Origin of the sequence: Saccharopolyspora sp. NPDC050389, assembly GCF_040655595.1 — a bacterium.
GTDB lineage: Bacteria > Actinomycetota > Actinomycetes > Mycobacteriales > Pseudonocardiaceae > Saccharopolyspora.
The window spans coordinates 53,633-77,956 of record NZ_JBFAKG010000048.1 but is presented as its reverse complement, the minus strand read 5'-3'; the positions used below and the strand labels follow the sequence as shown (position 1 = coordinate 77,956).

14 protein-coding genes are annotated in these 24,324 nt (G+C 62.7%); 6 read left to right on the top strand and 8 right to left on the bottom strand.

Annotated features, from left to right (window positions below; translation table 11 throughout):
* Window positions 1–834: 834 nt before the first annotated feature.
* The 8 genes from AB0I53_RS28485 to AB0I53_RS28450 form a co-directional block, all read right to left on the bottom strand.
* Window positions 835–1,275, bottom strand: coding sequence for a hypothetical protein (locus AB0I53_RS28485; RefSeq protein ID WP_358609344.1), 441 nt, complete (start codon window positions 1,273–1,275; stop codon window positions 835–837).
* 67 nt (window positions 1,276–1,342) lie between these two features.
* Window positions 1,343–2,125 carry a hypothetical protein gene (locus tag AB0I53_RS28480; protein ID WP_358609341.1) on the bottom strand — a complete coding sequence of 261 codons (783 nt, stop codon included), beginning with the start codon at window positions 2,123–2,125 and terminating at the stop codon, window positions 1,343–1,345.
* An 11-nt stretch (window positions 2,126–2,136) separates the two neighbouring features.
* The gene (locus tag AB0I53_RS28475; RefSeq protein ID WP_358609338.1) at window positions 2,137–2,463 is read right to left on the bottom strand and encodes a type VII secretion target; all 327 of its coding nucleotides are present in this window, start codon (window positions 2,461–2,463) and stop codon (window positions 2,137–2,139) included.
* A 40-nt stretch (window positions 2,464–2,503) separates the two neighbouring features.
* The gene (locus tag AB0I53_RS28470; protein WP_358609335.1) at window positions 2,504–3,253 is read right to left on the bottom strand and encodes a hypothetical protein; all 750 of its coding nucleotides are present in this window, start codon (window positions 3,251–3,253) and stop codon (window positions 2,504–2,506) included.
* 30 nt (window positions 3,254–3,283) lie between these two features.
* Window positions 3,284–4,504, bottom strand: a complete 1,221-nt coding sequence (locus AB0I53_RS28465) for a PPE domain-containing protein (protein ID WP_358609332.1) — start codon at window positions 4,502–4,504, stop codon at window positions 3,284–3,286.
* A 12-nt stretch (window positions 4,505–4,516) separates the two neighbouring features.
* The gene (locus tag AB0I53_RS28460; protein ID WP_358609346.1) at window positions 4,517–5,068 is read right to left on the bottom strand and encodes a DUF3558 domain-containing protein; all 552 of its coding nucleotides are present in this window, start codon (window positions 5,066–5,068) and stop codon (window positions 4,517–4,519) included.
* Between the two features lie 26 nt (window positions 5,069–5,094).
* On the bottom strand, window positions 5,095–5,523 hold the full coding sequence (locus tag AB0I53_RS28455; protein WP_358609329.1) for a PE domain-containing protein: 429 nt from the start codon (window positions 5,521–5,523) through the stop codon (window positions 5,095–5,097).
* A 63-nt stretch (window positions 5,524–5,586) separates the two neighbouring features.
* Window positions 5,587–6,486 (bottom strand): ESX secretion-associated protein EspG, encoded by a 900-nt coding sequence (locus tag AB0I53_RS28450; protein WP_358609327.1) that lies wholly within the window; start codon window positions 6,484–6,486, stop codon window positions 5,587–5,589.
* Window positions 6,487–6,851: 365 nt separating this feature from the next.
* Here AB0I53_RS28450 and AB0I53_RS28445 point away from each other — a divergent pair, with 365 nt between their 5' ends.
* From AB0I53_RS28445 to AB0I53_RS28420, 6 genes are all read left to right on the top strand, one after another.
* Window positions 6,852–8,972, top strand: a complete 2,121-nt coding sequence (locus AB0I53_RS28445; protein WP_358609324.1) for an AIPR family protein — start codon at window positions 6,852–6,854, stop codon at window positions 8,970–8,972.
* A gap of 239 nt (window positions 8,973–9,211) precedes the next feature.
* A complete protein-coding gene (locus tag AB0I53_RS28440) occupies window positions 9,212–11,347 on the top strand; it encodes an N-6 DNA methylase (RefSeq protein WP_358609321.1) in 2,136 nt (711 codons plus the stop codon).
* Window positions 11,344–12,768 carry a hypothetical protein gene (locus tag AB0I53_RS28435; RefSeq protein WP_358609318.1) on the top strand — a complete coding sequence of 475 codons (1,425 nt, stop codon included), beginning with the start codon at window positions 11,344–11,346 and terminating at the stop codon, window positions 12,766–12,768. Before AB0I53_RS28440 ends, AB0I53_RS28435 begins: the two co-directional genes overlap by 4 nt.
* Window positions 12,768–17,048 (top strand): protein kinase, encoded by a 4,281-nt coding sequence (locus AB0I53_RS28430; RefSeq protein ID WP_358609315.1) that lies wholly within the window; start codon window positions 12,768–12,770, stop codon window positions 17,046–17,048. The genes AB0I53_RS28435 and AB0I53_RS28430 overlap by 1 nt, the downstream gene beginning before the upstream one ends.
* Window positions 17,039–18,682, top strand: coding sequence for a hypothetical protein (locus AB0I53_RS28425; RefSeq protein WP_358609312.1), 1,644 nt, complete (start codon window positions 17,039–17,041; stop codon window positions 18,680–18,682). Before AB0I53_RS28430 ends, AB0I53_RS28425 begins: the two co-directional genes overlap by 10 nt.
* On the top strand, window positions 18,679–24,213 hold the full coding sequence (locus tag AB0I53_RS28420; RefSeq protein ID WP_358609309.1) for a hypothetical protein: 5,535 nt from the start codon (window positions 18,679–18,681) through the stop codon (window positions 24,211–24,213). The genes AB0I53_RS28425 and AB0I53_RS28420 overlap by 4 nt, the downstream gene beginning before the upstream one ends.
* Window positions 24,214–24,324: the final 111 nt, after the last annotated feature.

The window sequence follows — 24,324 nt, the reverse complement described above, 5'->3', positions numbered from 1 at the left end:
ACCCCGAGCACTCCAAGATCAGCACACCGAGTACATGATCAACTATGTGGCCAGCGGGCAACGCCCGGGTCCATCACGGAAACCGTGCCAGAGCCAGTATTCACGTGCCGTCGACAGATCGCGCCCCTGTCGACCATGCCTCTGTTTTTGCGCACCCCCGCGAAGGTGTCCTTGGCGATCTCAATACCGCTCACGTCGACCTGCCTGGGCAGCCTTTCGTGCAAAAACAGTGTCACAGACAAGCCCTGGGTGTATGGAGCGACTCCTTGTAGGGGAGGATCTGGAACCTCCTCGAGGCGGTACTGCCACTGGCAGGACTTGCTGCGCCTGGCGTCTGCTGACCTGGTCTCACCCCGTGCACCGCCAACGACTTCTTGAACGGTCTGCCGACTGACCACCTCGCACGCATCGGGTAGCGAGGCAAACGGATCCGGAGGGGCCGGCTCAGTGGCACACGCCCCGAGCAACATCGTTACAACTACGGCCCCTGCCGCGGAAAAATGCGAAGTCATGCGCATGCGTCTCGTTCCTCTTCCGGACGTCCCAGCCCTCGGTACCCACAGACGACAACGGAATCGTCTCGGGAACCTTGAGGTCAGTGATCTCAAACTTCAGATCTTGACCCGTCCTCCGGTATTCGGAAATTACGGTTTGGACATCGGCGATGACAGCGCCAACGCTGGCGATGAAGTCCGCGATGGCATTAGCAACCGGTCCCGCGACGCTTTACGGGTAGACATAAGGACATACTTCCGGCAGAACCAAGTCCTGCCTACGTGGTGTCCACTACCCGGGGGCCTCAGCGCGACGAGCGGTGGAGGGGAGGTATTGCCTCTATCTCGTTTTCGGAGCTCGCTTTGCGACAACGAAGTAGGCAGTCCACGACGCGAGTATCGTAATGATTCCGGCCGGTATAGCAATGATCCCGATTGAGATCTTTGGTTCGCTCTCCATCAGCGGTGGAGCAACCAAACTTGCAATCATGCCAATGATGCCAACGGTTGACAGTGTCGCGGCTACAGCGCGGGCTCTGACTGCAGCCTTGCGGGCTCCGATCGCATCAATGTGATTATTTACGATCGTCTTGCGCGCCGACAGAACCACAGACGAAGAGGAAACGAGTCCGACGCCGAATACTACCCCGAGTCCGGCCAGTATGATTCCAGAACTGTCCTCGTTGACGGCCAACACTATGCCGATACCTAGGAGGACGAGCGAGATGAGAGGTGCCAGCAGGACATAGCCTATGCCCGTTATCGCGTACAGGTTTCTCACCGCATCGCCTTGTTGGCGCGGAAGTGGGTAGTAATTCGGCGCGTTTCTCACGGTTCTCCCGGTTTCGTCACTGAACGTGCCAGTCGGTATCATCGCCGTCTGTCACGCTGGCGTCAGAAATGTCACTTGTTGAGCGCGGCCACTTTCCACCTGGAAAAGCGTCATTGTTGGCAAACTGCTGACGCATGTTCGCTTGCTGCGTCTTGGCCGTGTTCAGATAAGTGACCAGCGCAGTGGCGAACGCAGCCACGGCGGCGATAACAACGCCGGTTGCCGTCACAGCGGCCCCCACGCCTGGCAGAGCACCAACTGCGGTCGCGCACGCGATGGCAGCTGCGATCATGGATGAGACATAAGTGGCGAGCGCCGCTCCGAGCGCTACCCAGAACGCGATGATTGCTCCCGCTAACTCGTTTAGCGAGGAGTCCAAGGCATCGGTTGCAGACTTGATTGCCTTTAGGGAATCCTGCTGGCTCGCGATGCTGTCCTTGTAGGCGTTGGCTGCCTGCCCATCCCATTCATTGTCGGTTCGCAGTTGGTCGATCTTCAAGGAGGCAGACAGCTCACTCGTTTTCGCCCCGACCTGCTCGGTCCACGCCTTCGCAGTGTCCCACAACGCCCCAGGTGATCCTGGTTGGGTGAAGAAATCGGTGAGTTCTTTGAACAGTCGATCGATCAGCTGTGAAACTTCCTGGACGCCATCCTTGACTTTTTGCCAGACGAAGTCCGGCAGCCAGTCGGCGATGCTGTTGACATTGCCGACCATCTTCTCGAACTCGCCCTGAACGCGGTTCAGCAGTTCGTTTGACTTGCCGAATGCTGACTCGAACTGGGCCCCAGGTGCCGTCAAAGTCCCCCTCCTCAGTAAACGTTGTTCAATGCGTGTACGCCCGCCTCGTCCTCGCGCTGATAGGTATCAGCGCACGCCCTGAGTGCGTCCGAAATGCTCGTGAAATTTTGCTCGGCTTCCGCCAACAGTCCAGCGATCTTCTCCTGGATTTCGCGGTAGCCATCGGTGACTCCGATTTTGGCCGCGATGTAGGAGAATCGAGCGGCGTCGAGTTTCAGGTTCTCTGCGGCGCCTTTGGAGCCTGAAACTGTTCCCGCGGCGTTGGCCCACACATTCGCGTCAGAGCGAAGGGCGTCGAGCGCAACCCTGATTTCTGATTGAGACGGCGGTGAACTCATGTTTCAACCTTCCGGGTCGATGCAGCATTCATGGAACCCGTCATTCTCGGATCAGCCCGAGCTTTCGCATGAGAAGGTTCGGATTGCTCGTGAGCTGCTGGAGGCGTCCGATGGAACGACCAAACGTCTCGGGGGACACCTGTGCGTCGCGAGATGCTGCCTGTGCTGCCTCCAGAGCGCTCAGCACCTCCGCGTTGATCTCCGCCGGCCGCGCTCCCGCTACCCAGTTCGCGTCGACCTCAACACCGGTTGGCTGGCCGTTTGCCATGCTCACGGTTACATTCCCCCCGGCGCTGTCCCCGGACACCGGCCGAGCAGCCGACTCACGCAACTGTTGCTCGAAGTCCGCCACGTCGCGGTTGAAATCCTCCAACAGCCCTAGGATCTCGGCAATCGTGTCTGCAGCGACTTGCTGGGAAAAGGACTCGGGAACTTCGGTGCCTGATCCGTCCCTCGCCGACGGCCGCTGCTCGTCCGCGCTACTCGACCCGCCGACCTGGGCCCAGCCGGTCGCGCGTTGAACCAGTGCAGCATTCAATGCCTGTAGCACCGCGTCATCGAACCTTCGAGGGTCGATCGAACGACGCCATGAGCTGTCAACGTCGACCGCACGAACCAACCCGGAGCCGTCCACGGTAATCCCGATCAAGCCCGTCTCATCGTGGCTCGTGTAGCAGGCATCGGAGTCGGCTTGCTGCCAATGCTGGCTAAGCTCGGCTGCCGACGCCTGAAGGCCCGCGAACCCCGCCAGTTCGTGCGCGGCTCCGCCCTGTTCTTGATAATCCACCATTGAGTGCGTCCTCCCCAACGCCACCGCGGGCTAATGCTCGTCTTGCTGCGACGAGTTGAATCCGTCGATCACCGGCGGTGCGATGACCTGGCCGGTGTCAGGATCGACCTCGGGGTCGAACTCGAAGTGCTCGTCAGTGTCCTTGATGTACTTGCGCTCATGTTCTTCGTCCTCGGCGTTCTGCCCGCGTTGCCCTGCCCCGGCAATGCCGCCACCCGCGGCGCCACCGCGTGCATTAGCAGAACCAGACACGCCTGCTCGGCCAGAGCTACCAACACCAGATGAACTCCCCGGCCCGAGAACTCCGCGACCTCCGACGCCGGGACCGCTGCGACCGCCCAAGCCCCCGACGCCACGCCCCGTTCCAGTACCAGGTGATCCGCTTACCCTCGGGACGATTCCGATGCCGACACCAGTGCCACTCCCCGCCGGCCCACCGCCAACGCCGGTACCTGCTGGAGGGTCGACGGGAGATGGGTTGTTCGGGCTCACCCAGGCCGATCCGGATTCGGCAGGCGTACGGGTCTCGTCCGACTGCGACCAACCGCCTTCGCCGCCTGCCGTGGTATCGCCGCTCCCGTCGTAGACGGGTGTGCGGACGGAGCTTGACGTCGCTGTGGAACCGACACCGTAGTAGCCGGTGCTCGGGTCGACAGAGTTCGGGCGCTGCGTGTCGGCAACACCAACATCAGCCACGGACGAAGGCACAGGCGGATACGGCTGCAGGGACTGCACTGTGCTGCTGGACGAGGTCCGGTATGCGGCGTAGTCCTCGCGAGCCTTCTGTTCTGCCTCGTTGCGCGCGGCCTCATGGATCTGCTGGCCGGCCAGCTTCGCGCCGAGGTTGGTTGGCGCGAGGTCGCTGAAGCCGAGATCAAGTGGCGGCACGTTGTGTGGTGCCGGCATTGAGTTCTTGGTGCGGCTGAAGTGCTCGCCTTGGCCCTCCACACCCTTGGCCAACGCCGCTGACAGCTCTTCCGACTGCTGCACCACATCCCGGAACGGCGACGACTCCTGCGTCATCGCCTCCGACGCGTTTCCGCTCCATGACCGGTGACAGCGGTTGATCGCCCCTTGGACAAGCTCGTCAACGCGACGTAGTCGAGTAGTGAACTGACCAGAGAGGTTGCCCGCGGCGATCGACAGCGAGGTAACCCCCATGCCGCCATTGAGCTCCCGGTGGATCTTCGGGTGATCGAACGCGGCCTGTGCTTGGCCTGCGATCTTCTTTGGTTGGCTGAACGGCCACACAGCCCTACCCCCTCAGTTCTTGGCCGGAAGATTCGACAGCACCATGCTCGCCACCTGCTTCGCCACGGCACACGTGTCCTGATGTTCCGGGCGATCGCTGTCACCGCGATCCACAGTCACGCCGAAGACGTCCTCAGAATTCGCTGCGACGTAGATTCCGCAGGTGAACGTCGCCGGATCGCTCGTTACCATCGGATATCCGTCGACGTCCTCGTCCGGTGCTGGCTTACCTGTTGTTTGAAGCACACTGCTGAGGCCGTAGTTCGTCGTTACCGACGGCGCGATGTGGACCTGAAGCCCATCCGTGTCCACGCCCCATGTGCACGTGTCCTCTCCCCAAGCAGAGGGCCGGTGCGAGTTTGCGCCAGATGTTCCAAGCTGTTGAAGTTGCCCGGGTTTGAGCAACTGGCACGGATCGCTCACCGCTTCGAGATTCTTGGGGTTACGCACCATTGGCCTACCTGGATCCTGCGATGCGGTGGCTGGCACGGCGCTTGTGGGAGAGGGCGTTCCACTCTCGGGCTGAGAACAAGCAGCAACAGCAAGAGCGGTCACACAGAGCATGGTCGCCACGGCTGGCCGGATCTGGTTCATAGCTTCTTGATCTCGCTTCTGTTTTCGTCGTCGATGCGTTCGTACTCGCGCTGGGCAGCCTCGATCTTGTCGCGGAAGTCCTCAACCCAGCGGCGCATATCGTCGACCGTCTGCGTCGCGGATCCCGGTCCTTGTGTGAGGTGTTGGATGATCTTCTTCGTCGTATCCACGCTCACCTCGTCAACGCCAGGTGGCTGGATTTGACGGAAGTAGGCGGCATCTTGCGCAGCAAGCTTCAGCTCGTTCAGCGCGGCGTCGAGATCTGCCTTGACGGCGTTGAAGTCTTCCGGCGCGACTTCGAAGGTGCTTTCCGTTGTCCCAACCGTCGAGCTCGTGATCAGCGGGATCCGGAACATCCCCGTCACGGCGTCCGTGATGACCTGCGGGAATGATCCATGCGTGGCCGGATCGTTCGGTGCGGTCATGGCTCCCCTCTCTTGTGGCTCAGCGGATTCAAGCCGCTCTTAACTTCACTGACCGTTCGCGCATCACCGCGGTAGTTTCTCGGCGAGCTCGGAAAGTGTCCGGGCCACCAATCCTGGGTCGGCTGGGGCGGTCACCAGGAACTCGCCGCGTAGGTATTGGAGGTACGAACCCTGGGTGCTTCCGGTAAGTAGCACGACACTGTCAGGGGTTCGCAGCTTGCCGCGACGATCTCGAACCGCTACCGTGAATTCCCCGTCGTGGATGCGTTCACCAGAGACCATGCGGGCGTATTCGCGGGCATCGTCGCTGCGGACCTTGCGGGCTCGTAGCTCGCGGATCGTGGCGTTGACCTGTGCTTGTCCTTGATGAGCTGCAGCCGATTTGCTCGCGGCCTCGGCGTCTTCAAGCCGGATACTCACCGCTGAGCCGGCCACGGGAGTGATCTCAGGCCAGAGGCCCACCAACGCGCTGTAGGCGGAGGTAGGCCAGACGGGATCAATGCGGACCTTGCGTCCCTCAACCCGAGTACGGACAGCTTGGTCACCAGCGATCGACACCAGCCCGCGGACGTGCTTGCCGCGCTGTGGCGCGAACCGTGTATCGGCCTCGGTCGACGCGTAGGCCAGCAGCCGCATGATGTCGCTAACCCACGGAACGGCCTGGCCGGCACGGTCGATCCATCCTCGTGCTCGTGCCTTGTCCTGGGCTTTTTCCCATTCGGCAACCGGGTCGTCGGGCTCTCCGAGGTCGGGAAAATACTGGAGCAGCCGAGGTGGCGGGACCAGGCGTTCCTCACCGCCTTCCTGGTGCGCGAGTCCTGCGCCGTACCAGAGCGGGCCGAACAGGCTGGCGTCGAACTCCAGCGCCCCAGACACGAACTCCCCCAACTCGTGATGACGTGATCTTCGACGGCCGAGCATATCGAGCAGCGTTCGCGCTATGGGCGAGACGAACACTGACATCGGATCACGCGGCTGATCTCACCCGGATGGTCCAACCATCTGCTCCCGTCCTGTGCTCCGCTTCACGCTCTGGATGCTGTCTCCACCCGTCTTCGGAGACTTGACCACTGACGATAAAACTCCCCAACCATGCGAGAGCAACGAGTAGTCCATGCACAGGTGGTGTCGGCATCGCAACTGGGCTCGCAAGTCATAGGGACCAGGCGTCTAACTGTGACCACCCGAGGTAAGTCCGAATCCGAGGGGGAGCCCCTGCGGCTGCACTTGCGAGACAAATTGAGCAACCGACGCTCGCGCTCAGGCGGATCATGAGATCCTCTCGCGTACTCCGGAAGTTCAAGTCGTAATCGAGGGGAGCGGATTGCGTGAGCGTGGTTCAGGTTAGGCATGTCCGGAAGGTCTTGGACGAACGCTTCACCGACCTCATTGATCTGACAGACCAGCGGTGGCCCACGGAGCAGCACCGTGAAGACGCCCGCCTCAGTCGTAGCCTTGCCGCGCTCGCTGCACAGATCGAGCATCCTTGCAGCGGTGCGGTTGCCGCCCAGGCAGTGTTTGACGGGCAGGACGACCGCGGCCTGGACGCAATTGCGATCGAGCTTCGGTCGGCGCAGCCACGCATTTCGCTTGTACAGGCCAAGTGGAACCATCAAGGCAAGGCTAAGTTCAGCGAGGGCGACGTCCACAAGATGCTGCGCGGGCTGGACTTGATCCTGAACCTCGACTTCGGCCGGTTCAACCGCCGCTTCCAACGGCATGTACCTCAGCTCGAACGGGCCTTCGACGCCGAGGGTGGCACGCCGAAGATCACCCTTGTGCTGGCGCTGATGCGTACCGAGCCGCTCAACGTCGAAGTGCGCGAGCTCCTTGAGGAGGAGATCGGCAAGCACAACCAGGTCGTGGAAATGGTCGACTACAAGATCCTCGATCTGCGTGACTTCCACCGCGAGATTCTCGGAAGTGCGGCAGCGCCGAAGATCGATGCACGGGTACGCCTCGAAGGCTTCGGGCACGAGTCGATGCCGTACCGGGCCATGTACGGGACTATGTCCGTACCGGATATTGCCAAGCTGTTCACCGAGCACCGACGAGGGTTGTTCGCCAGGAATATCCGCGACGCGCTCGACTTGACCGATGTCAACGTCAAGATCAGGAACACGCTGCTCGAATACCCCGAGCACTTCTGGTACTTCAGCAACGGCATCACGATGCTCTGCGACAGCATCAAACCCGTTGGCTCCTCGGTGGTGCCGGGTGGTGTGGGTGACTTCAGTCTCAAGGGCGTGAGCGTGGTCAACGGGGCTCAGACCGTCAGTGCGATTCACAAGGCTTTCAGCACCAACGCCGAGAAGTCCGCAAAGGGCCGGGTGCTGGTACGTCTGATCTCGCTGGAGAACTGCCCACCCGGCTTCGGTGACCAGGTCACCACGAGTACGAACACGCAGAATCCCATCGAGGACCGCGACTTCAAGTCTCTCGATGCAGGCCAGATCAAGCTGCGTGAGGATTTCGCGCTCTTGTTGCACCGCAGCTACGTCATCAAGCGCGGTGAGCCGAAGCCTGACCGTGAACACGGCTGCTCGATCACTGAAGCGGCTGAAGCGCTCGCGGCGACTCATCCCAATGCGGAGTTCGCTGCGGTAGCCAAGCACGACCTCTCCGCGCTCTGGCAGGACGACGCATACCAGGAGCTTTTCGGTCCGTCACCAGATGCGTACAGAGTGTGGCGCTGTGTGCAGCTGCTGCGCGAGGTCCGTGACCGGCTTACAGAACTGCGAGAGGGGCTTCGTTGGAGAGCCGAGGCGGTGGCGGGCTATGCCGATCTGCTTATCGCCCACGTCGTGTACCGCCAGCTCGACACCAGGGCGATCCAGGATCCCGACACTGACTGGGACGCACAGCTCGCCCGCGTTCCCACGCTTGTCGAGGACGCCTTCAGCTGGGTCCTGCAAGCGATCGATAAGGAATACGGACCCAACAGCCATGTGATCGCAGCAGTGCGGAACACCGAGCGTATCGAGCGAGTGGCCCGCACCGCCGTACGAGGCTTGGTGGCTGGCCACCCCGCGCCGACGCTTGCCGCTGAGTATCAGGTCACAGAGGGCGACGAGCCGAGGGGGCGCCAGGTCGACGCCGTCAAGACGTTGGTGGCCGCCGGGCGAATTCCCGACGGCACGGTGCTTGAGTTTCGTCCGAGCAGCAGACCGCAGCGTCGTGAGATGACCGAGTGGCTCGCCGAGGACCCGGCGAGGGGCCTGGCCGTGTGGCGGAATTCCGTATCGAAGCAGCTCCAGTGGCAGGCTGACAACGGGTGGTACTCGCCGAGCGGCCTGGTGCGGCACATGCGCCGCATGGCATCCGGAAAGGACCAGGCGGCGCAGGGGCCTGAGCACTGGTACGTGCCGGAGGAAGGCTCACTCGGCTACCTCGCCGACGCGGTGCGGGCCGAACGTGGCTTGGTAGTGACCGAAGGAGCCGATGAGTAGTAAGAGCCCGTGGCATGGGCCGTGGTTTGGCCAGGCGTAGGATGCCGCCCTTGTTCGCAGTCGTGGTCGATTGTCAGCGGTGGCCCGTAGGGTCGCCGTCCGTGGACGTGCCGACGTATCGCAAAGGGGAAGCCAGCGCATTTCTTCGCGACCGTAAGATCTCCGATGGATGAGCGTGAGCCTTTGGGCGCTGCGTACACCGGCAAAGAGAAGAGTTCATCGTGTTGGAGGAGCTGACCTTGGATCTGGAGATCCCGCGCCCTGTGGATGTGGAGGCGTCCCCGGAGGCGGCTACCCAGCCCCAGGTCACCGCCCTCGGCGAGGGCGAGATCGTCGACTACATCACGAACACCCCAGTCAAGGACACCCCGAAGGAGAAGGTTCGCCAGCGCATTGCGCGAGCTCTTTTCCACGAACACGGGATCTCGCCTGGTGATATGGAGCGTGACTTCCCGATCACGGTGAGCACTGACGGTGCGCGTGCGCGGAAGAAGAAGGCGGACATCGCGATCTTCGCGCATGACACGGCGCATATCGAGGAGAATCTGCGCCGGGTGGTGGTCTGCAAGCCTGAGCCCAAGCGCGGCAAGAACGTCGTCAAGCTCCGCGAGCCCGAGCAAGCCGAGAAGGACCTCCAGGATCTCAAGGACCTCCTTGGCGCGGAGAACCGTCCCGAGTGCGTCGACGGCATGTGGACCGACGGGGTCGACTTCTTCTTCCTCAGGAAGATCGCCAATAAGTTCGGCGCCACATACGAGCACCGCAGTGACTGGGACGTGGCACCGGAGAGTGTTGGTAGCCGTACTGTCGCCTCTCATCAGCGGCTGCGCCGGGCCGAGCCGGAGATGCTGAAGACGACCTTCCGTCGCTGTCACAACTACATCCACGGCAATGAGGGCATGCCGAAGGACGCCGCGTTCTGGCAGTTCCTCTACCTGCTTTTCGCGAAGATGTACGACGAGCGCAAGAGCCGCGGCACCGGCCGTGCTCGGTTCCGGACCGACATGACAGAGCCGTTCACCGAAGAGGGCCGGAAGGAGATCCGCAAGCGGATTGAGAGTCTCTTCGAGGAGGTCAAGGCAGAATACGCCAAGATCAACGTGTTCCGGCCCACCGATGAGATCACTCTGTCCGACCGGGCATTGGCATTCATCGTCGGTGAGCTCGCTCCGTATGACCTCAGTGGTACCGACGTCGACGCCAAGGGCATTGCCTATCAGGAACTGGTAGGCGCCAACCTGCGTGGCGACCGGGGCCAGTACTTCACTCCGCGCGGTGCCGTGCAGCTGATGGTGGAGATCCTCAATCCGAAGGAGGACGAAACCGTACTGGACCCGACCTGCGGTACCGGCGGCTTCCTCCAGGCGACGCTCAACCACCTGCACCACACCTGGCAGAAGAAGGAAGGGACGTACGACTTCCCGGACACTCCCGAGCAGCAGGAGCGGTTCCGGGACAAGCTGCGCGCGTACGCCGATACGCACTTGTTCGGTGCGGATTTCGACCCGTTCCTGGTGCGAGCTACCACCATGAACATCATGACGTTGGCTGACACCACCGGGAACGTCTTCCACATGGACTCGCTCGCCTTCCCTCGCGGGCATCTGTCGGGTGTGGAGCCGGCGAAGGCAAAGATCCCGTTCGGTGAGGTTGTGGACGTGCTGCTCACCAACCCGCCGTTCGGCGCGGATATCCCGATCAGTGACGAATCGGTACTGGGCTCATTCCGTGACGGTGTCGCCAAGTATTGGGGCCGCGACAAGGTCACCGGAGAGCTCGTGGAGAGCACCACGAGCAAGCCGGCGAGTATGGCGCCCGAGCAGTTGTTCATCCAGCGGGCCATCGAGTGGGTCAAGCCCGGTGGCCGTATCGGTATCGTCCTGCCTAACGGCATCCTGTCCAACCCCGGTCCGACGGATGAGGCGATCCGTCGCTACATCTTGGAGCAGTGCTGGATTCTCGGCAGCGTCGAGCTGCCGGTGGAAACCTTCATCGTCGACGCAAACGTCAACATCCTGACCACCTTGCTCTTCCTCAAGAAAAAGACCGCGCAAGAGGTGCGCAACCACCGCATGGGCACTGAGAAGCCCTACCCGGTGTTCATGGCCGTTGCCGAGAAGGTTGGCTTCGACCGGCGCGGCAACGAGCTATACAAGCGCTACCCGAACGGTAACGTAGTTATGGAGGTTACGGTCGAGCGCGAGCGGATCCGAATCAACGGGAAGGAAGAAGTTCGGGAATTGAAGCGGAGCCGGGAGGTCCCCGATAACGACCTGCCGATCATCGCCGAGAGGTACCGCGAATTCCGGGCGAAGTACCCGATGCCAGGCATCGACCCGCGCGCGGCGAAGGCGGATTCGGGGGGCTGTGAGTGAAGGTCGTCAGCCTTACCAATCCGGTCACGTCGAAGTGGCTCACTGATCAAGGGTTCAGGTTGGATCCGGCGCCTTATCTGTCGGGGGCGCTCGAAGCACGGATGCTGCTGGAGCGGTTGCCAAATACAATGACGTTGGAGAACGTCACGGCGGGGATCTTTCATGCTGGACGGTTCAGTCGCCGGTGGGTCCAGGATCCCGATCACGGGATCCCTTTCTTTTCGAGTACGGACATCCTGGAAGTCGACTTCTCCTACCTTCCGCTTGTTGCCAAGAACGCGGCTGCGGAGAATCCCCGACTGCTCATCGAGCCAGGTTGGACACTTATCACTAGATCGGGAACGGTCGGGCGCATTGCATATGCACGGCCTGATGTCGACGGATTCGCCTGCAGCGAGCACGTCCTCCGGGTGGTGCCGAATTCTAAGAAAATCCCTTCAGGTTACTTGTACACATTCCTCCGAAGTCGCTATGGTGTCCCGATGATCGCTAGTTCCGCATACGGGGCGATCATCCAGCATATCGAGCCCGACCACATTGCCGACTTGCCTGTACCGCGATTCGATGCGGAGTTGGAGAAGCGGATCCACCGCATGGCGGAGATCAGCGCGCGGCTGCGCGCACGCTTCCAGGCCGCGTTGGTCGCCGCGACGGAGGACTTCTTCACGAGCGTTGGTCTGCCTGAGTTGATCGACCTGCGGTGGCATCAGCAGGAGCGGGACCTCGGGTTTGAGGTGGAGGGGGTCGGGCCGACCTCGCTGAGGGCGCTGAACTTCGCCCCACGCGCGCAGCGGCTTATTGAGAAGCTTGGCTCGGTGCCCAGCAAGACACTGGGCGAGATCTGTGCTGGGGGCCAATTGGGGTCGGGGGTGCGCTTTAAACGCATCGACACTGACCCGGAACACGGGGTACAGCTCGTGGGTCAGCGACAAGGCTTCTGGCTGCGACCCGAGGGCCGATGGATCAGTGCTGAGCAAGCCCCGCACGGTATCTTTGCGCAGGATGAAACAGTCATGATCGCGGCTCAGGGGACTTTGGGCGAGAACGAGGTCTTCTGTCGCCCTCTCTTCGTGACTGGAAGCTGGTTGAATTACGTTTACACGCAGCACTTCTTGCGTGTCGTCAGCGCCGATGCTGAGGTTCCCGGCGCGTATCTCTTCGCGTTTCTCCGCTCCGAGGCTGCGTTCCGTTTGCTCCGTTCGATGAGCGTAGGAGGCAAGCAACAGGACATCCACGAAACTCTGCGTGCTGGGATTCCTATCCCGCTCGCCGCTCCCGAAGACCGCCACCGCATCGCCGAAACAGTCCGCCGCGCCTACCGCAACCGCGACCGCGCCGACGCCCTTGAAGATCAAGCGCTTGCCCTGCTGACCAAAGCCATCGAGGAAGCCGCAGCCACCAAGAAGGAGGCCGCTGTCTGATGGGTGCCAGGATCGTTGCCGTTGGGGAAGCCGTCAACGATGCCGAGCGGCGGGTGATCGCGCATCTGCGTGATCACGGCCGAGAGGACTGGACGGTCCTGCACTCTGTCGAGATCCCGCAGCGCGACGAGCTGTTCGAGATCGATCTTGTCGTCGTCACTGGGCATGCCGTTTATGTCATCGACGTCAAAGGGACACGGGGCCGCATCGAGGTCGAGGGCGGCCGCTGGCATCCCGCCCGGCGAGGCTCTTTCTATAGCCCGCTCCCCAAACTTCGCGGCCACGCCAAGAAGCTGAAAAGCATCCTGCAGAACGCGCATCCGCAGCTGTCCCGCGTCTACACGAACGCGCTTGTCGTGCTTCCTGCATCCGACGCCGCGTTGATTGACCGCACGCCGGACCAGCGAGACCGGAAAGCGACCGTGACGCTGCCTGAGCTGATCGGTCGCCTCGCCGACGTGAGCCGCGTTCCGGTGACGACTCGCCCTGTGGATGCGGATATCTCAGCCCACCACGCGACCATCGTCACGACCGTCCAAGGCAACTCGCGTGCGCCGTCAGGTCCGCTCCGGTTCGGGAGCTGGGAGGTGATCGAACGGCTCAGCGAGTCGCAACGCGCACCTGGCATCGATGTACTGGACGAGTACCGAGCGAAAAACGCCCACGCCGTGCAGGGATCGGGCACGGTACGGTTGTCCGTGCGCGCCGCGGACCCGTACGCTCCTGCCGCAGACCGGGAAACGCTGCAGAAGCAGATCGGGATCGCTTACGAGGCACTCGGCAAGCTGCCGCCGCATCCGCATATCGTCGGTGTGCGGGACTTCTTCGGGCTCGAAGACGATAGTGCCTTCGTCACTGTCTACGACGATGTTCCAGGCCATGCCTTGCGGCTTCATCTGGGTAACGGCTCCAACGATCCGCTTACCGCGGATGCCAAGATGCGCATCCTCCGTCAAACTCTCCTAGGCCTGGCACACGCACACAATCGCCGAATCGCGCACCGCGAGCTAAGTCCGTCCACAATTTTGATCACGCAGGATGGCCGAGCCGTGCTGACAGGCTTCGACTATGCGAAGACAGCACAGCAACGCGGCCACACCGTGGTGCGTCAGGCCCATGCCGCCGCCGAGGTGGCTTACCTGGCGCCCGAGTGCCACGCCGATCCAGCGAAGATGGGAACGGCCTCTGACATCTACGCGGTGGGGGTCATCGGATTCGAGCTGCTTACCGGTCATCTCCCTTTCTCGTCCGCTACGGAACAGGCGAATGCGGGTGGGCGGCTGCCAGCCAGCGAGCTCGCAGCCGCCGGTGTGCGTACCGAACTTGTGCACTGGCTGCAGACGTTGTGCGCCACTGACCCCGCTCAACGGCCGACGGCGGTCGAGGCACTGCGAAGGCTGGAGCTCGCGCTCGGGGCGCAGAGCACTCCAAAGAAACGTCTGGGCTCTGCGGGGCCGCCAGGACCGCCCGCCCCTCCGTCTCAGACGCCCGCAGCAGCGGACGGCCCTCGGGACCCCTCGTTCTTCAAGAATCTCCCGGCTGACTTCCAGATCGGTACGAAGTACGTCGTGCGCAACCGGCTGGGCCGTCCGGGATCCTTCGGTGTCGCCTACCGGGTGTATGACACGATAAGGAATGTCGACCGAGCGGTGAAGCTTGTTCTGCACGACCGGGATTCGCCGCTGGAACGGCTGCGCCGTGAGGCGAGTGTGCTGGAGCGCCTCGACAGCGCGCCGCATTCCAATGTGGTGGTGATGGTGGATGCCGACCGACTGCCGGCGCCGGACACGTACCCGTATTTGGTCTTCGAGTTCGTCGAAGGTAAGGACGTCGGGGAGGTGATTCGCGACGGTCGGCTCGGCCCGGCCGACGTAGTGCGCCTCGGGATAGACACGGCCCGCGGACTCGCACACATCCACCAGCTCGGGGTGTGGCACTGCGACATCAAGCCCAGCAACCTGCTGTGGACCGACGATGGGGTGAAGCTCATCGACTTCGGGATCGCCAAGACCGCGGACTCCTCGGAGGGGCACACCCACACCAGTCCCCGTTATAGCCCACCCGACCTGGATGAAGTACCGGCCGACGGCAGCGGTTTCGCCGACCGTGATCTGTTCGCACTGGGCGTCACGATGTATGAGGCGCTGACCGCCGGACAGTATCCGTGGGGACACGTGAGTCAGCCGCCGCCCGGCGTGCGCGCTCTTGACCCGCGTACCGCCTTCATTGGCTTCGGCGATCTGGCACCGGTGCTGGTGGAAATCTTGCTGAGGGCCATCTCGCCGTATCGCGCTGAGCGTTTCACCTCTGCCGAAGACCTGCTGACAGCCCTGGAGGCACTCGAGAGCGCCCGCGTGGCCATAGCACAGCCCGTCGAGCCACCGGACGACATCTTGTCCGGTGCTTCTGCAGCGCTCCCGTTCGCCGAGCCCGCACCGAACTCCAACCCGTACGTTGCCCACTTGCAGACGCTCTACAGCCAGAACCATCGCAGCAATCGGGGTACCCGTGGCCTCGATCCACAGGGTATGCAGGTGTACGTCGAAACAGCCCTCGACCGCGAACTGGTTCCAGCGTTGACAGCGGGTCGACACGCGTTGGTCATCGTCACCGGCAACGCGGGTGATGGAAAGACGGCGTTCTTGGAGCGCTTCGAAGCTCAGGCACGCGACCTCGGCGCCAAGTTTGGCCCGGATCGCGTCAACGGCAGTGATTTCACTCTGAACGGGCATCGTTTTCGGACCAACCATGACGGTAGCCAGGACGAGGCCGATGTCGCCAGTGACGAGGTCTTGGAGGATTTCTTCGCGCTGTACGAGGGTGGAGACGCATCCGACTGGACGCAGCTGGAAGAGACCCGCCTGATCGCGGTGAATGAGGGACGCCTGGTGGATTTCCTCAGCCACCGCCGTGAGCGTTTCCCGCTCCTGTCCAAGCTAGCCAATATCGGCCTGGCCGGTGGCGTGACCGGGGACGCGGTCGCTGTGGTCAACCTCAATGCGCGTGATGTGTCAGTCCGCCCAGTCGATGCGGACGGCAACCCTCGCGACGACGAATCGATCATGGAGCGCATGCTGGAGCGGATGACGCACGAACGTTTCTGGGAGGATTGCGCTTCCTGCGATATCGCTGACATCTGCTACGCGCGGCACAACGCCCAGACGTTCCGTCACCCCGACGCGGGACCACAGATCAGGAGCCGACTGCGGCGGGCGTACGAGCTCACCCAGCTACGCGGCCGTCTCCATATCACCCTGCGCGATCTGCGTTCTGCCCTCGCGTACATGCTCACTTCGGGGCGGGACTGCGAGGAAATCCACGCTTTGCACGCCGCCGGTGATGCGCAGCCCCTGCTCGACAGCTACTACTTCTCGGCGTACCTGGGCGCCCCGTCCGCCCCTGACGGTCGGCCCAGAGAGCAGGACCGGCTGCTTCGGCTGTTGAGAGAGACGGACGTCGCCGCAGCACCGCAGCCACAGCTGGACCGGCGACTCGACTACGCCGGGCTCATCGACGATCGCGCCTTGGTAGCTGTCGATGGCCGCTCAGACCGAGATCGGCAGCTGATCGCCACGCAGTTCGCGCAGTTGGCGCGATCCACCTCAGCGTTGTCGGATGACGTCCTCGCGCACCGGCGCTATCTGGACGCAGCCCGGAGACTTCTCTACTTCGAGCTGCGTGACGACGGTCGCGCCGAGCGCATGCTGCCTTATCCCTCTGCACTGCGTTTTCTTCATCTGCTCACCTCGCCGACGGCAGCCGCAACGGCCCGAGATGAAGTGCTATATGCGTTGAACAGGGGAGAAGGGCTGGCCGCGCAGGACCGGATCGGTGAGTTTTTGGCGCTGAAGCTGCGGGAGGTGCCGCAAGGTACGGTGCGCAGCTTCCGGCTGTTCCCCGCAGCAGGCTTCACCCTGGAACCGGGGGACGCCCCGGCGTCGGCGTACGTTGAAGGCAGCCGGACGGCTCTGCGATTGCGCTACGAGGATCCTGGTGGCCGCCCAGGTGCCAAGGCCGAACTCACCATCCGGCTCGACCTGTTCGAACTGCTCCAGCGCTTTGCCCAAGGGTACCGACCCGGCGTTGCCGACATGCAGGGACAGCAACTCGCCCTCACTGTGTTCAAAAATCGGTTGGCTTCGGTTCCTTACCAGGAAGTGTTGCTTACTGCCCATGGACACGATCTGCGCCGGATTCGCCGCACTTCGGATCATGCGCTACACATGGCGGATTTGTCCACTGTGTCCGGTGGTGGGCTGGAGGAGGATGCATGGCGCTGACCAGTGTGCACGGTAAGTTCCACCATCCCGGGGTCAGCCACCTCGACTACAAGACCCTCCATATGGACCGAGTTCTGACCGCGTTTCTGGCGCGCCTTTGGCACCGCGGTCTGCCGAGTAAACTCAGCCGCGCCGGGGACCTGACCGTCGACGATTTCGTGGATCTCTTCCTGGCCAATCCTGATGTGTTCGAGGGCTTTGACCGGGACACGACGACCCGCTGGGCGAGCACGCATCTGATGGACCTGGTCAACCGGGGCCGGGCGAACGAAGCGGTGGCAGGACCCCGTCCGCTGCACGGTTTCACTTACCGTTTCCGCAACAGCCGCAAGTCCCGCCCGTATGGGGCAGATGAACAGCTCTACGAGATGCTCGCCGAGACGCCGGGGGTGTTGCAGGAGCTGCAATCGTTCTTCTTCTCCGACGTGGACCGGACCACTGGGGTGATCAAGCCTGGTCCGGACACCGACGTGGAGACGCAGGCACTGCTGCACCTGGTCAGCAAGGCGTACGGCAAAGTCGAGGACAGGCCGGACACGAGCAAGCCCCGCAGGCCGTATCCACCGTTGTGCCGGGAGCCTGCGAGGCTGCTCGCAGAGGATGTCATGCGGCTGCTCTACCACCAGGAGCACATGCCCCGTACGGTCCTCGTCGAGTACTTGAAGGTGCTATTCGCCTTCCATCTGGCTCTCTACCATCTGCGGATGATCAAGCTGCTGCCGAAGGCGGTTGACGTGGGCGCCGTCGACCCCTCGTGCGCGAGCGGGCACATAAGCGCGGACGCTGCCCATCAATGCCCCTACCGGGTCCGTCTCTTCGTGGACGTTGAGGGGGTTCCCGGCACCACGGCAGCCGGCCTCGCAGAACACAGCGCCGACGTGTGGTACGGCCGCATCCAGCTGTTCGTTAAAGCCACGTTCGAAGTGAAGAAGCTGGATGAGTTCGCCGAACACCTGGTGGCCAAGCGCCGCAAGCTTTCCGCTCCTCCGGGGCGTTCGTATTTCTCGGTTGCCGAGACACTGGCTCTGCTGGGCAAGCCCCACAAGAGCGAGCGCGACAACTTCTTCGCCCAGCGGGTGAACGGAGTACTGGACGACGAGACCGAGCTGCCCGCAGAAGTGCGACAGATTGTGGACCTGGGTCTGAGCCCGTTCGACGAGTACATCGAGATGCTGTTGCACTACAAAAGCCGCTACCACCGCGGATACATCGTCGATTGCCTGGACTCGCTGCTGCTGAAGAACCGCCCCGGCGCACTGCTGGCCCAGCCGCGCGGCCCTCGGCGCGAGCGCCGCTTCGTGCTCGACGCGCAACTGCTGGAAATACTGCTGCAGATCTCCCTGCTACGCCCAGGCCCGGACGGGAACCTGTCGACTTCGCCGATGCGAATCGACGAGTTCTTGGCCGTACTGCGTGAACGGTACGGCCTGTACATCGATCAGCTGCCTGACACCGACGGCTTCGTGGGTGCCGACCTGGACGATCAGGCTGCTCTGCGGGCGAATTCGGCCGCTTTTCTCAACCGTCTCCGCGAGATCGGCTACTACCAGGACATGTCGGACGCCTATCTGACGCAGACCATTACTCCTCGCTACTCCATGGGTACGGCATCCAATGTGGAGGTGGTCCGGTGAGCACCGTCGGACTGACCGAGCCGGACGCTGCGGACCTGCGAGACGCACTGGAGAGCGTGCTGGTTCCCCACCTCGCAGGTCTGCTCGCCGCTAGGGCCGCGGGCCACTGTATGCGGGTGACCGAGGTGGACGCCGCGCTTGCGGCGCGTCTGGTGCGCAGACTCAGGAGTGCCAACGGCACGAGTGCTGAAGTGTGCCTGCTGGGACCGGCGCAAGACACCGAGGAAGGCAGCGAACTGCGGGATGTCACAGTGACCAGTACCAAACTGGTAGAGCTGCGTAACCGCACTGAACAGCCCCAGACCGTGGGCGATCCCGGCCCCCTGCTTGTCTTCGTGCCACCGGGGCTCAGGGCCAGCGCCGAGGACTCCTTTGGCATCGCGACCTTCGAGGAAATTTCCCTCGGCGGCAGTTACGGCCTTCTCACCGCGCGGTTGCTGGACGAGGTGCCTGCCACATTGCGGACCAGTGTGGAGGAGTTGTTCGTATTCCTCGGCGAAATCTCCGACCAGCGTACGACCGACCGGGCACGTGCCGCTTACCTGCTCACACTCAAGACTAATGGTTTTGAGAGTCAGGCTGCCGGGGCTGCGGTTTTCCACTTCGGCTTGATTCCGGACTTCGAGCTGTTTGCTGAGTCGGGCGAGGTACGCGAGCGGGCGGCCCGCAATCGTGATCTCGTCGACAAGCTGAGTGAGCCCACGCGCTCAGAACGCCATAGGGTACTGGAACTCGGGCTCACCGACCCGAATTTCACCAACCGTCTGGCTGGCTTCGCAGCCCGCTGCGGGCTAGAGGACCGCGTCGCGTGGACGCGGCGCATCGTCGTTGACCGGGAGAATTGGTCGCTCTCCTTCAGTAACTGGCACCTCGATGACCGGCGACGCCCGTCGGTCTCCATCGACATGCAGGAACTCGAGTTGCCACGTGCTGGTGACGTGCCCAACGATCTTGCTGCCTACCCGTCACTGTCAGCTATAGCTGGCCAGCCCTACCTGCTGGCTGGGCCGAAGGGCGTCAATGAACTCATCGCCCGTTTCATCGTCCAGCCGGCCCCCCGCAAAGTGGAGGGGCTCGCCCGGTTCCGTGTGGAGATCGCCTCGGATAAGTCCGGGCCGATCGGCCGTAGCACACATGTATCGGTAGGGAAGACCGCCAAGACGGAGTACAAGACGGCGCTGCGCAAGCTCGCGAAGATCGACTGGGATGAGGGCTGGCACTACGTCACCGTCACGCCGCTCGATGACCATGCGCAGCCTCTCGATGTCGAGCCGCGAAGTGACGGCATGCCGGGTGGTGAGAGCGAGCGGTTCTATGTCGTACCCGACGCGGAGACGGAGGAGCCTCCGGAGCGCAGTGCCGGCCTGTACGAGGGCGTCGCCCAGGCCCTGTGCGATCTCCAGTTTCAGGCGTTGGGGAACGGCGATGATCCGACGCGGGTCGCGCTCGGTGAAGTGCGGTGGAAGGTTGGTTCCGGCCGCGCTCAGCAAAGGGCGCTCAGTGCCCGGATCAGCACCGCTGGGCAGGTTGACATCCGTCTTTCCCCCACTCTTACCGCTGTTCAGCAGCAGATCCTTGCGGCAGCGGACCGGCCAGGGCTGTGGCAACTGAGCTTGGGACCGACGGGCGCGGGCGAACCGATGTTGGATGCCGATGACGGGTTGGTAGCGGCACTGACCGGCCGGAGTGCCGAAGCCTTTGACGCCTTTCTCGCCGCGCGGCATGCGTACTTCTCTGTGCTCCGTGGCGTTCACGATCAGCCAACGGATGAGAACTTTCTGGTCACCGAGGCAGTCGACTTCTCGGCGGTCCGAACCGAACTCGCTGCGTATGCGGAGGCGTACACCGAACTCATCGCAGCGCAGCTGCATCACCTGGAACGGTCCACGGACACGGAGCGAGGCCAGGTTCTCATCCGCCTCGCCCAGCTGCTGCAGATCGATTGCGTGGCAGTGACACTCAAGGATGGTCTCGGGCAGCGCCGCCACGTTCTGCTTGTCTCTCCGACGCACCCACTGCGCGCTCTGTGGCTCGCGACGTGGTCGGCTTTGGGAACCGACTGGATTACCCGGCTGGCAGGGGCTGAGCAGCGCCAAATCATCGCAGCTCGCAGCTCACTGCTAGATGAGCTGTCCTCGCTGGGTTTTCCCTTCGCGGTGCCGCGGCGGGACGGGCGCCTTCTGATGGCTGCCGAGAACCTCACTCCCTACTGGGGCGCTTATCTCCCCAGCGAGGTGGAAGACCCGCGCGGTCTGCTTGGCCAGCTGGCCACGGCACTGCGGTTGCCGGCCACGACCTCTAACACCGGAGCCGGGGCGACGGGCCTATCCGGTGGACACCTCGCGGACCGCGTGGAGCGCTATGTGCGCTTGCACCCATACGTGCACACCCTCGTCATGAACGTGGTGAACGCAGGTCGCGCCGAACTGCTCGCCGACATGCTGCTAGAACTCCAGCGACGGGATGCGACGCGGTCTCTCCGCTTCGACCTGCGGCTGTGCGTTGACGATCCGGAGTCCCCGGAAGCCGGAGAGGCGCTCGCTGAGCTGCTGCGCGCTGAGGCACAGGTTTCGGCTGCCGAGGCAGAAGCGTTCCTCAATCCCTCAGGAGGTACGCTTAATGCCAAGTTGGCATTTTCTGTCCGAGCGGTGGACGAATTCATCGCCAAGCCAAGTGAATTCGAAGCACACCTCACCGTCCTCATCGACGCCTTCGGTGGCGAGCAGCTCAGCTCCACTCAACACCAGAACATCGCGTACGCGCCGGTCCACGGCCTAGTACAGGCGATGGCGTCGCAATATGTCGAGAACGAGCAGCAGGTTGCGTGGCGCAAGTTCCCCAGGCATGGCGAAGCACCGACTCTGGATGACGCCGAAGACCTCACCATGCTGCTCGGCCAACTCCCCGCGCTCATAGCCTCGGCTGCTGCGGCTGTAGCCACCGCCGGCCAAGCCCTCCGGCATGTCCCTTGCAGCGTGCTTGCACTGGAGACCGCGGACCGCGCCTTGCTGTACCACGCCCACCAGGTCAGCGACTGGGTCGTCACCGTCGACCGTACCTTGGGGCTTGAGTACTTCGATCACTCTGCCAGTGACGGACGCCCCGAGTACGTCATCGACTACGCGCCACAGACGGGCGGCACTCTAGGGCACCAGATTATGGTCAGCTCCAAGTCCGTGGACGAGCTGCGTGCCCTGCTCGGCCCGGTTGCCCAGGACCACGACCTGGACGTCGACCAACATCATCTCCACACGTTCTTCGACCAGTTGCGGCTGCTATCGGGGAACCTGGCCTTCAAACTGGCGTCTGCCAGTCCAACCCAGCGTATGGAGGTCCTCGGCCTCTCACTCGCCCGGCTTTACCTTGACTACCAAGGAGTACTCACCAACCAGATCGTCGTCCCCTTGGACGCACACCCCGAGCTATATCGAGAAGTTCGCCACCAGGCACGAGAACTGGGGGAATCCCTCTCCTTCCACCGCAGTGACCTCGCTCTGTTCCACCTCGACGAACGACACAAGACGATCACTTGCCGGTTGGTTGAGGTCAAGTGCTATACAGCCTTGAACGGCATTGGCGCCTACCAACAGCTAAAGACGAAGATCGCTCAACAGTTGGAGCGCAGCCAGGATGTCCTCACAGCTGCCTTTGACCCGCATCTCAGCACTCCGGATCGTGTCGACCGCAGCGTGAAAAACCTCGCGCTCAACTCCATGCTCCGCTTCTACCTGACACGGGCCTTCCGCCACGGCACGATGAGTGAGGTCCCCTACGCGGCGGCGCATCGCCTTCTGGACAGCCTAGATGACGGCTACACACTGCAGTTCACCCGCAGCGGACTGATCTTCGATCTCGCCCGGTCAGGTACCGACCGCGAGCTTGACCACGCCGTCGAGTTTCACCGCATCGGCCGAGACCTGATCAAGGAACTCATCGACGCGATCCCGACCGTCCAAAACAGGGTCCAGCCACAGAGTCAGGACCTTGAACCGTCCGGTGACGTGCCCGACAGCAGCGGCGGTGATCCCGCTGCCACCCTGTCGCAGCTCGATCTGACCGTGCCCAGGATCGCCGATGCCGCGTTCCGCGCGCCAGAGACCGAAGACACACCTACCCCGCCAGTATCGGACCAAGAGGTACCTGCCGCATCAGAAACTGCGGAGTCAGTACCTGAAGCGGTCACTGCGTGTGCCGATCCTGGTTCCCAGCCGCCGATCCCGTCAGCCGAGCCGAGCGAGTCTCTACAGCAAGAGGCAAGGCCGGATCCCGAGTCATCGTCTGCGGAGTTTCGCGACACTCCGATGGCCGATCCGCCCCGAGCAGTTACCGAGGTCACTCCCGACGCGTTCCTCGGTGTCATGCGTCCGTCCCCGCAGTATGGCGTGCTTGGCGACATCGCTGGCCGCACCATCGCCCTTGACCTCAACGAGACTCACACCATCAGCCTGTTCGGCGTCCAAGGCGGCGGCAAGAGCTACACCCTGGGCAGTATCATGGAAATGGCCTCACTCGCAGCACCCCCGGTGAACGAGCTACCGCATCCACTCGCGACCGTGGTATTCCATTACAGCCAGACACAGGACTACGCGCCAGAATTCACGTCTATGGCGCACCCGAACGACGATGAGACGCAGCTCCGAATGCTCAAGGAGCGCTACGGCGCGCAGCCCAAAGCTCTTCGGGACGTCCTGCTCCTCGTACCGGCAGCACAGCTTTCGGAGCGGCGCGCCCAGTACCCAGGCATCGAGGTGCAACCCCTCACCTTTGCGTCGAACGAACTGCAGGCCGCACACTGGCGTTTCCTTATGGGGGCTGTCGGCAACCAATCCGTCTACATCCGCCAGCTCACTCGCATCATGCGAGCTCACCGTGACAACTTGAACTTGGCAGCTATTCGCCAGGGTGTAGAGGATTCCGAACTATCCGACCATCTGAAGCGGCTGGCGCAAGAACGGCTCAACCTCGCCTCTGAGTACATCGACGACACCACACGGCTGAGCAGCTTGGTCCGGCCCGGCAGACTGATCATCGTCGATCTGCGCGACGAGTTCATCGAGAAGGACGAAGCGCTTGGTCTGTTCGTCGTCCTGATGCAGCTGTTCGCAGAAGCCAACGATGGCGGCGAGCACTTCAACAAACTTGCCGTCTTCGACGAGGCCCACAAGTACATCGACAGCCCAGATCTGGTTGCCGGACTAGTGGAAACGGTCCGAGAGATGCGCCATAAGGGCATGAGCATCCTGGTCGCCAGCCAGGACCCACCCTCCGTTCCGATCTCTCTCATCGAACTTTCCGACCATGTCATCCTTCACAAGTTCACTTCTCCCGCGTGGCTCAAGCACCTGCAGAAGGCCAACGCCGCGCTCTCTTCCCTTAGATCCGACCAGATGGCGCGGCTGAAGCCAGGCGAGGCATTCGTGTGGGCAAGCAAGGCCACCGACCCAGCGTTCACTCACGAGGCCGTACGCATTCGTTGCCGCCCGCGGGTCACGAAGCACGGCGGAGCCACAAAGACAGCGGACGGCGCGTAGTCGGCTTATCTGTCCTAGCTGGCTACGCGGATTGGTCAGGCTGATCGAGAAGACCAAACGCAGCCCCGTCCTCGCCGACTTCGAGGATGAGCTGGGCGACTTTGTGGGGTC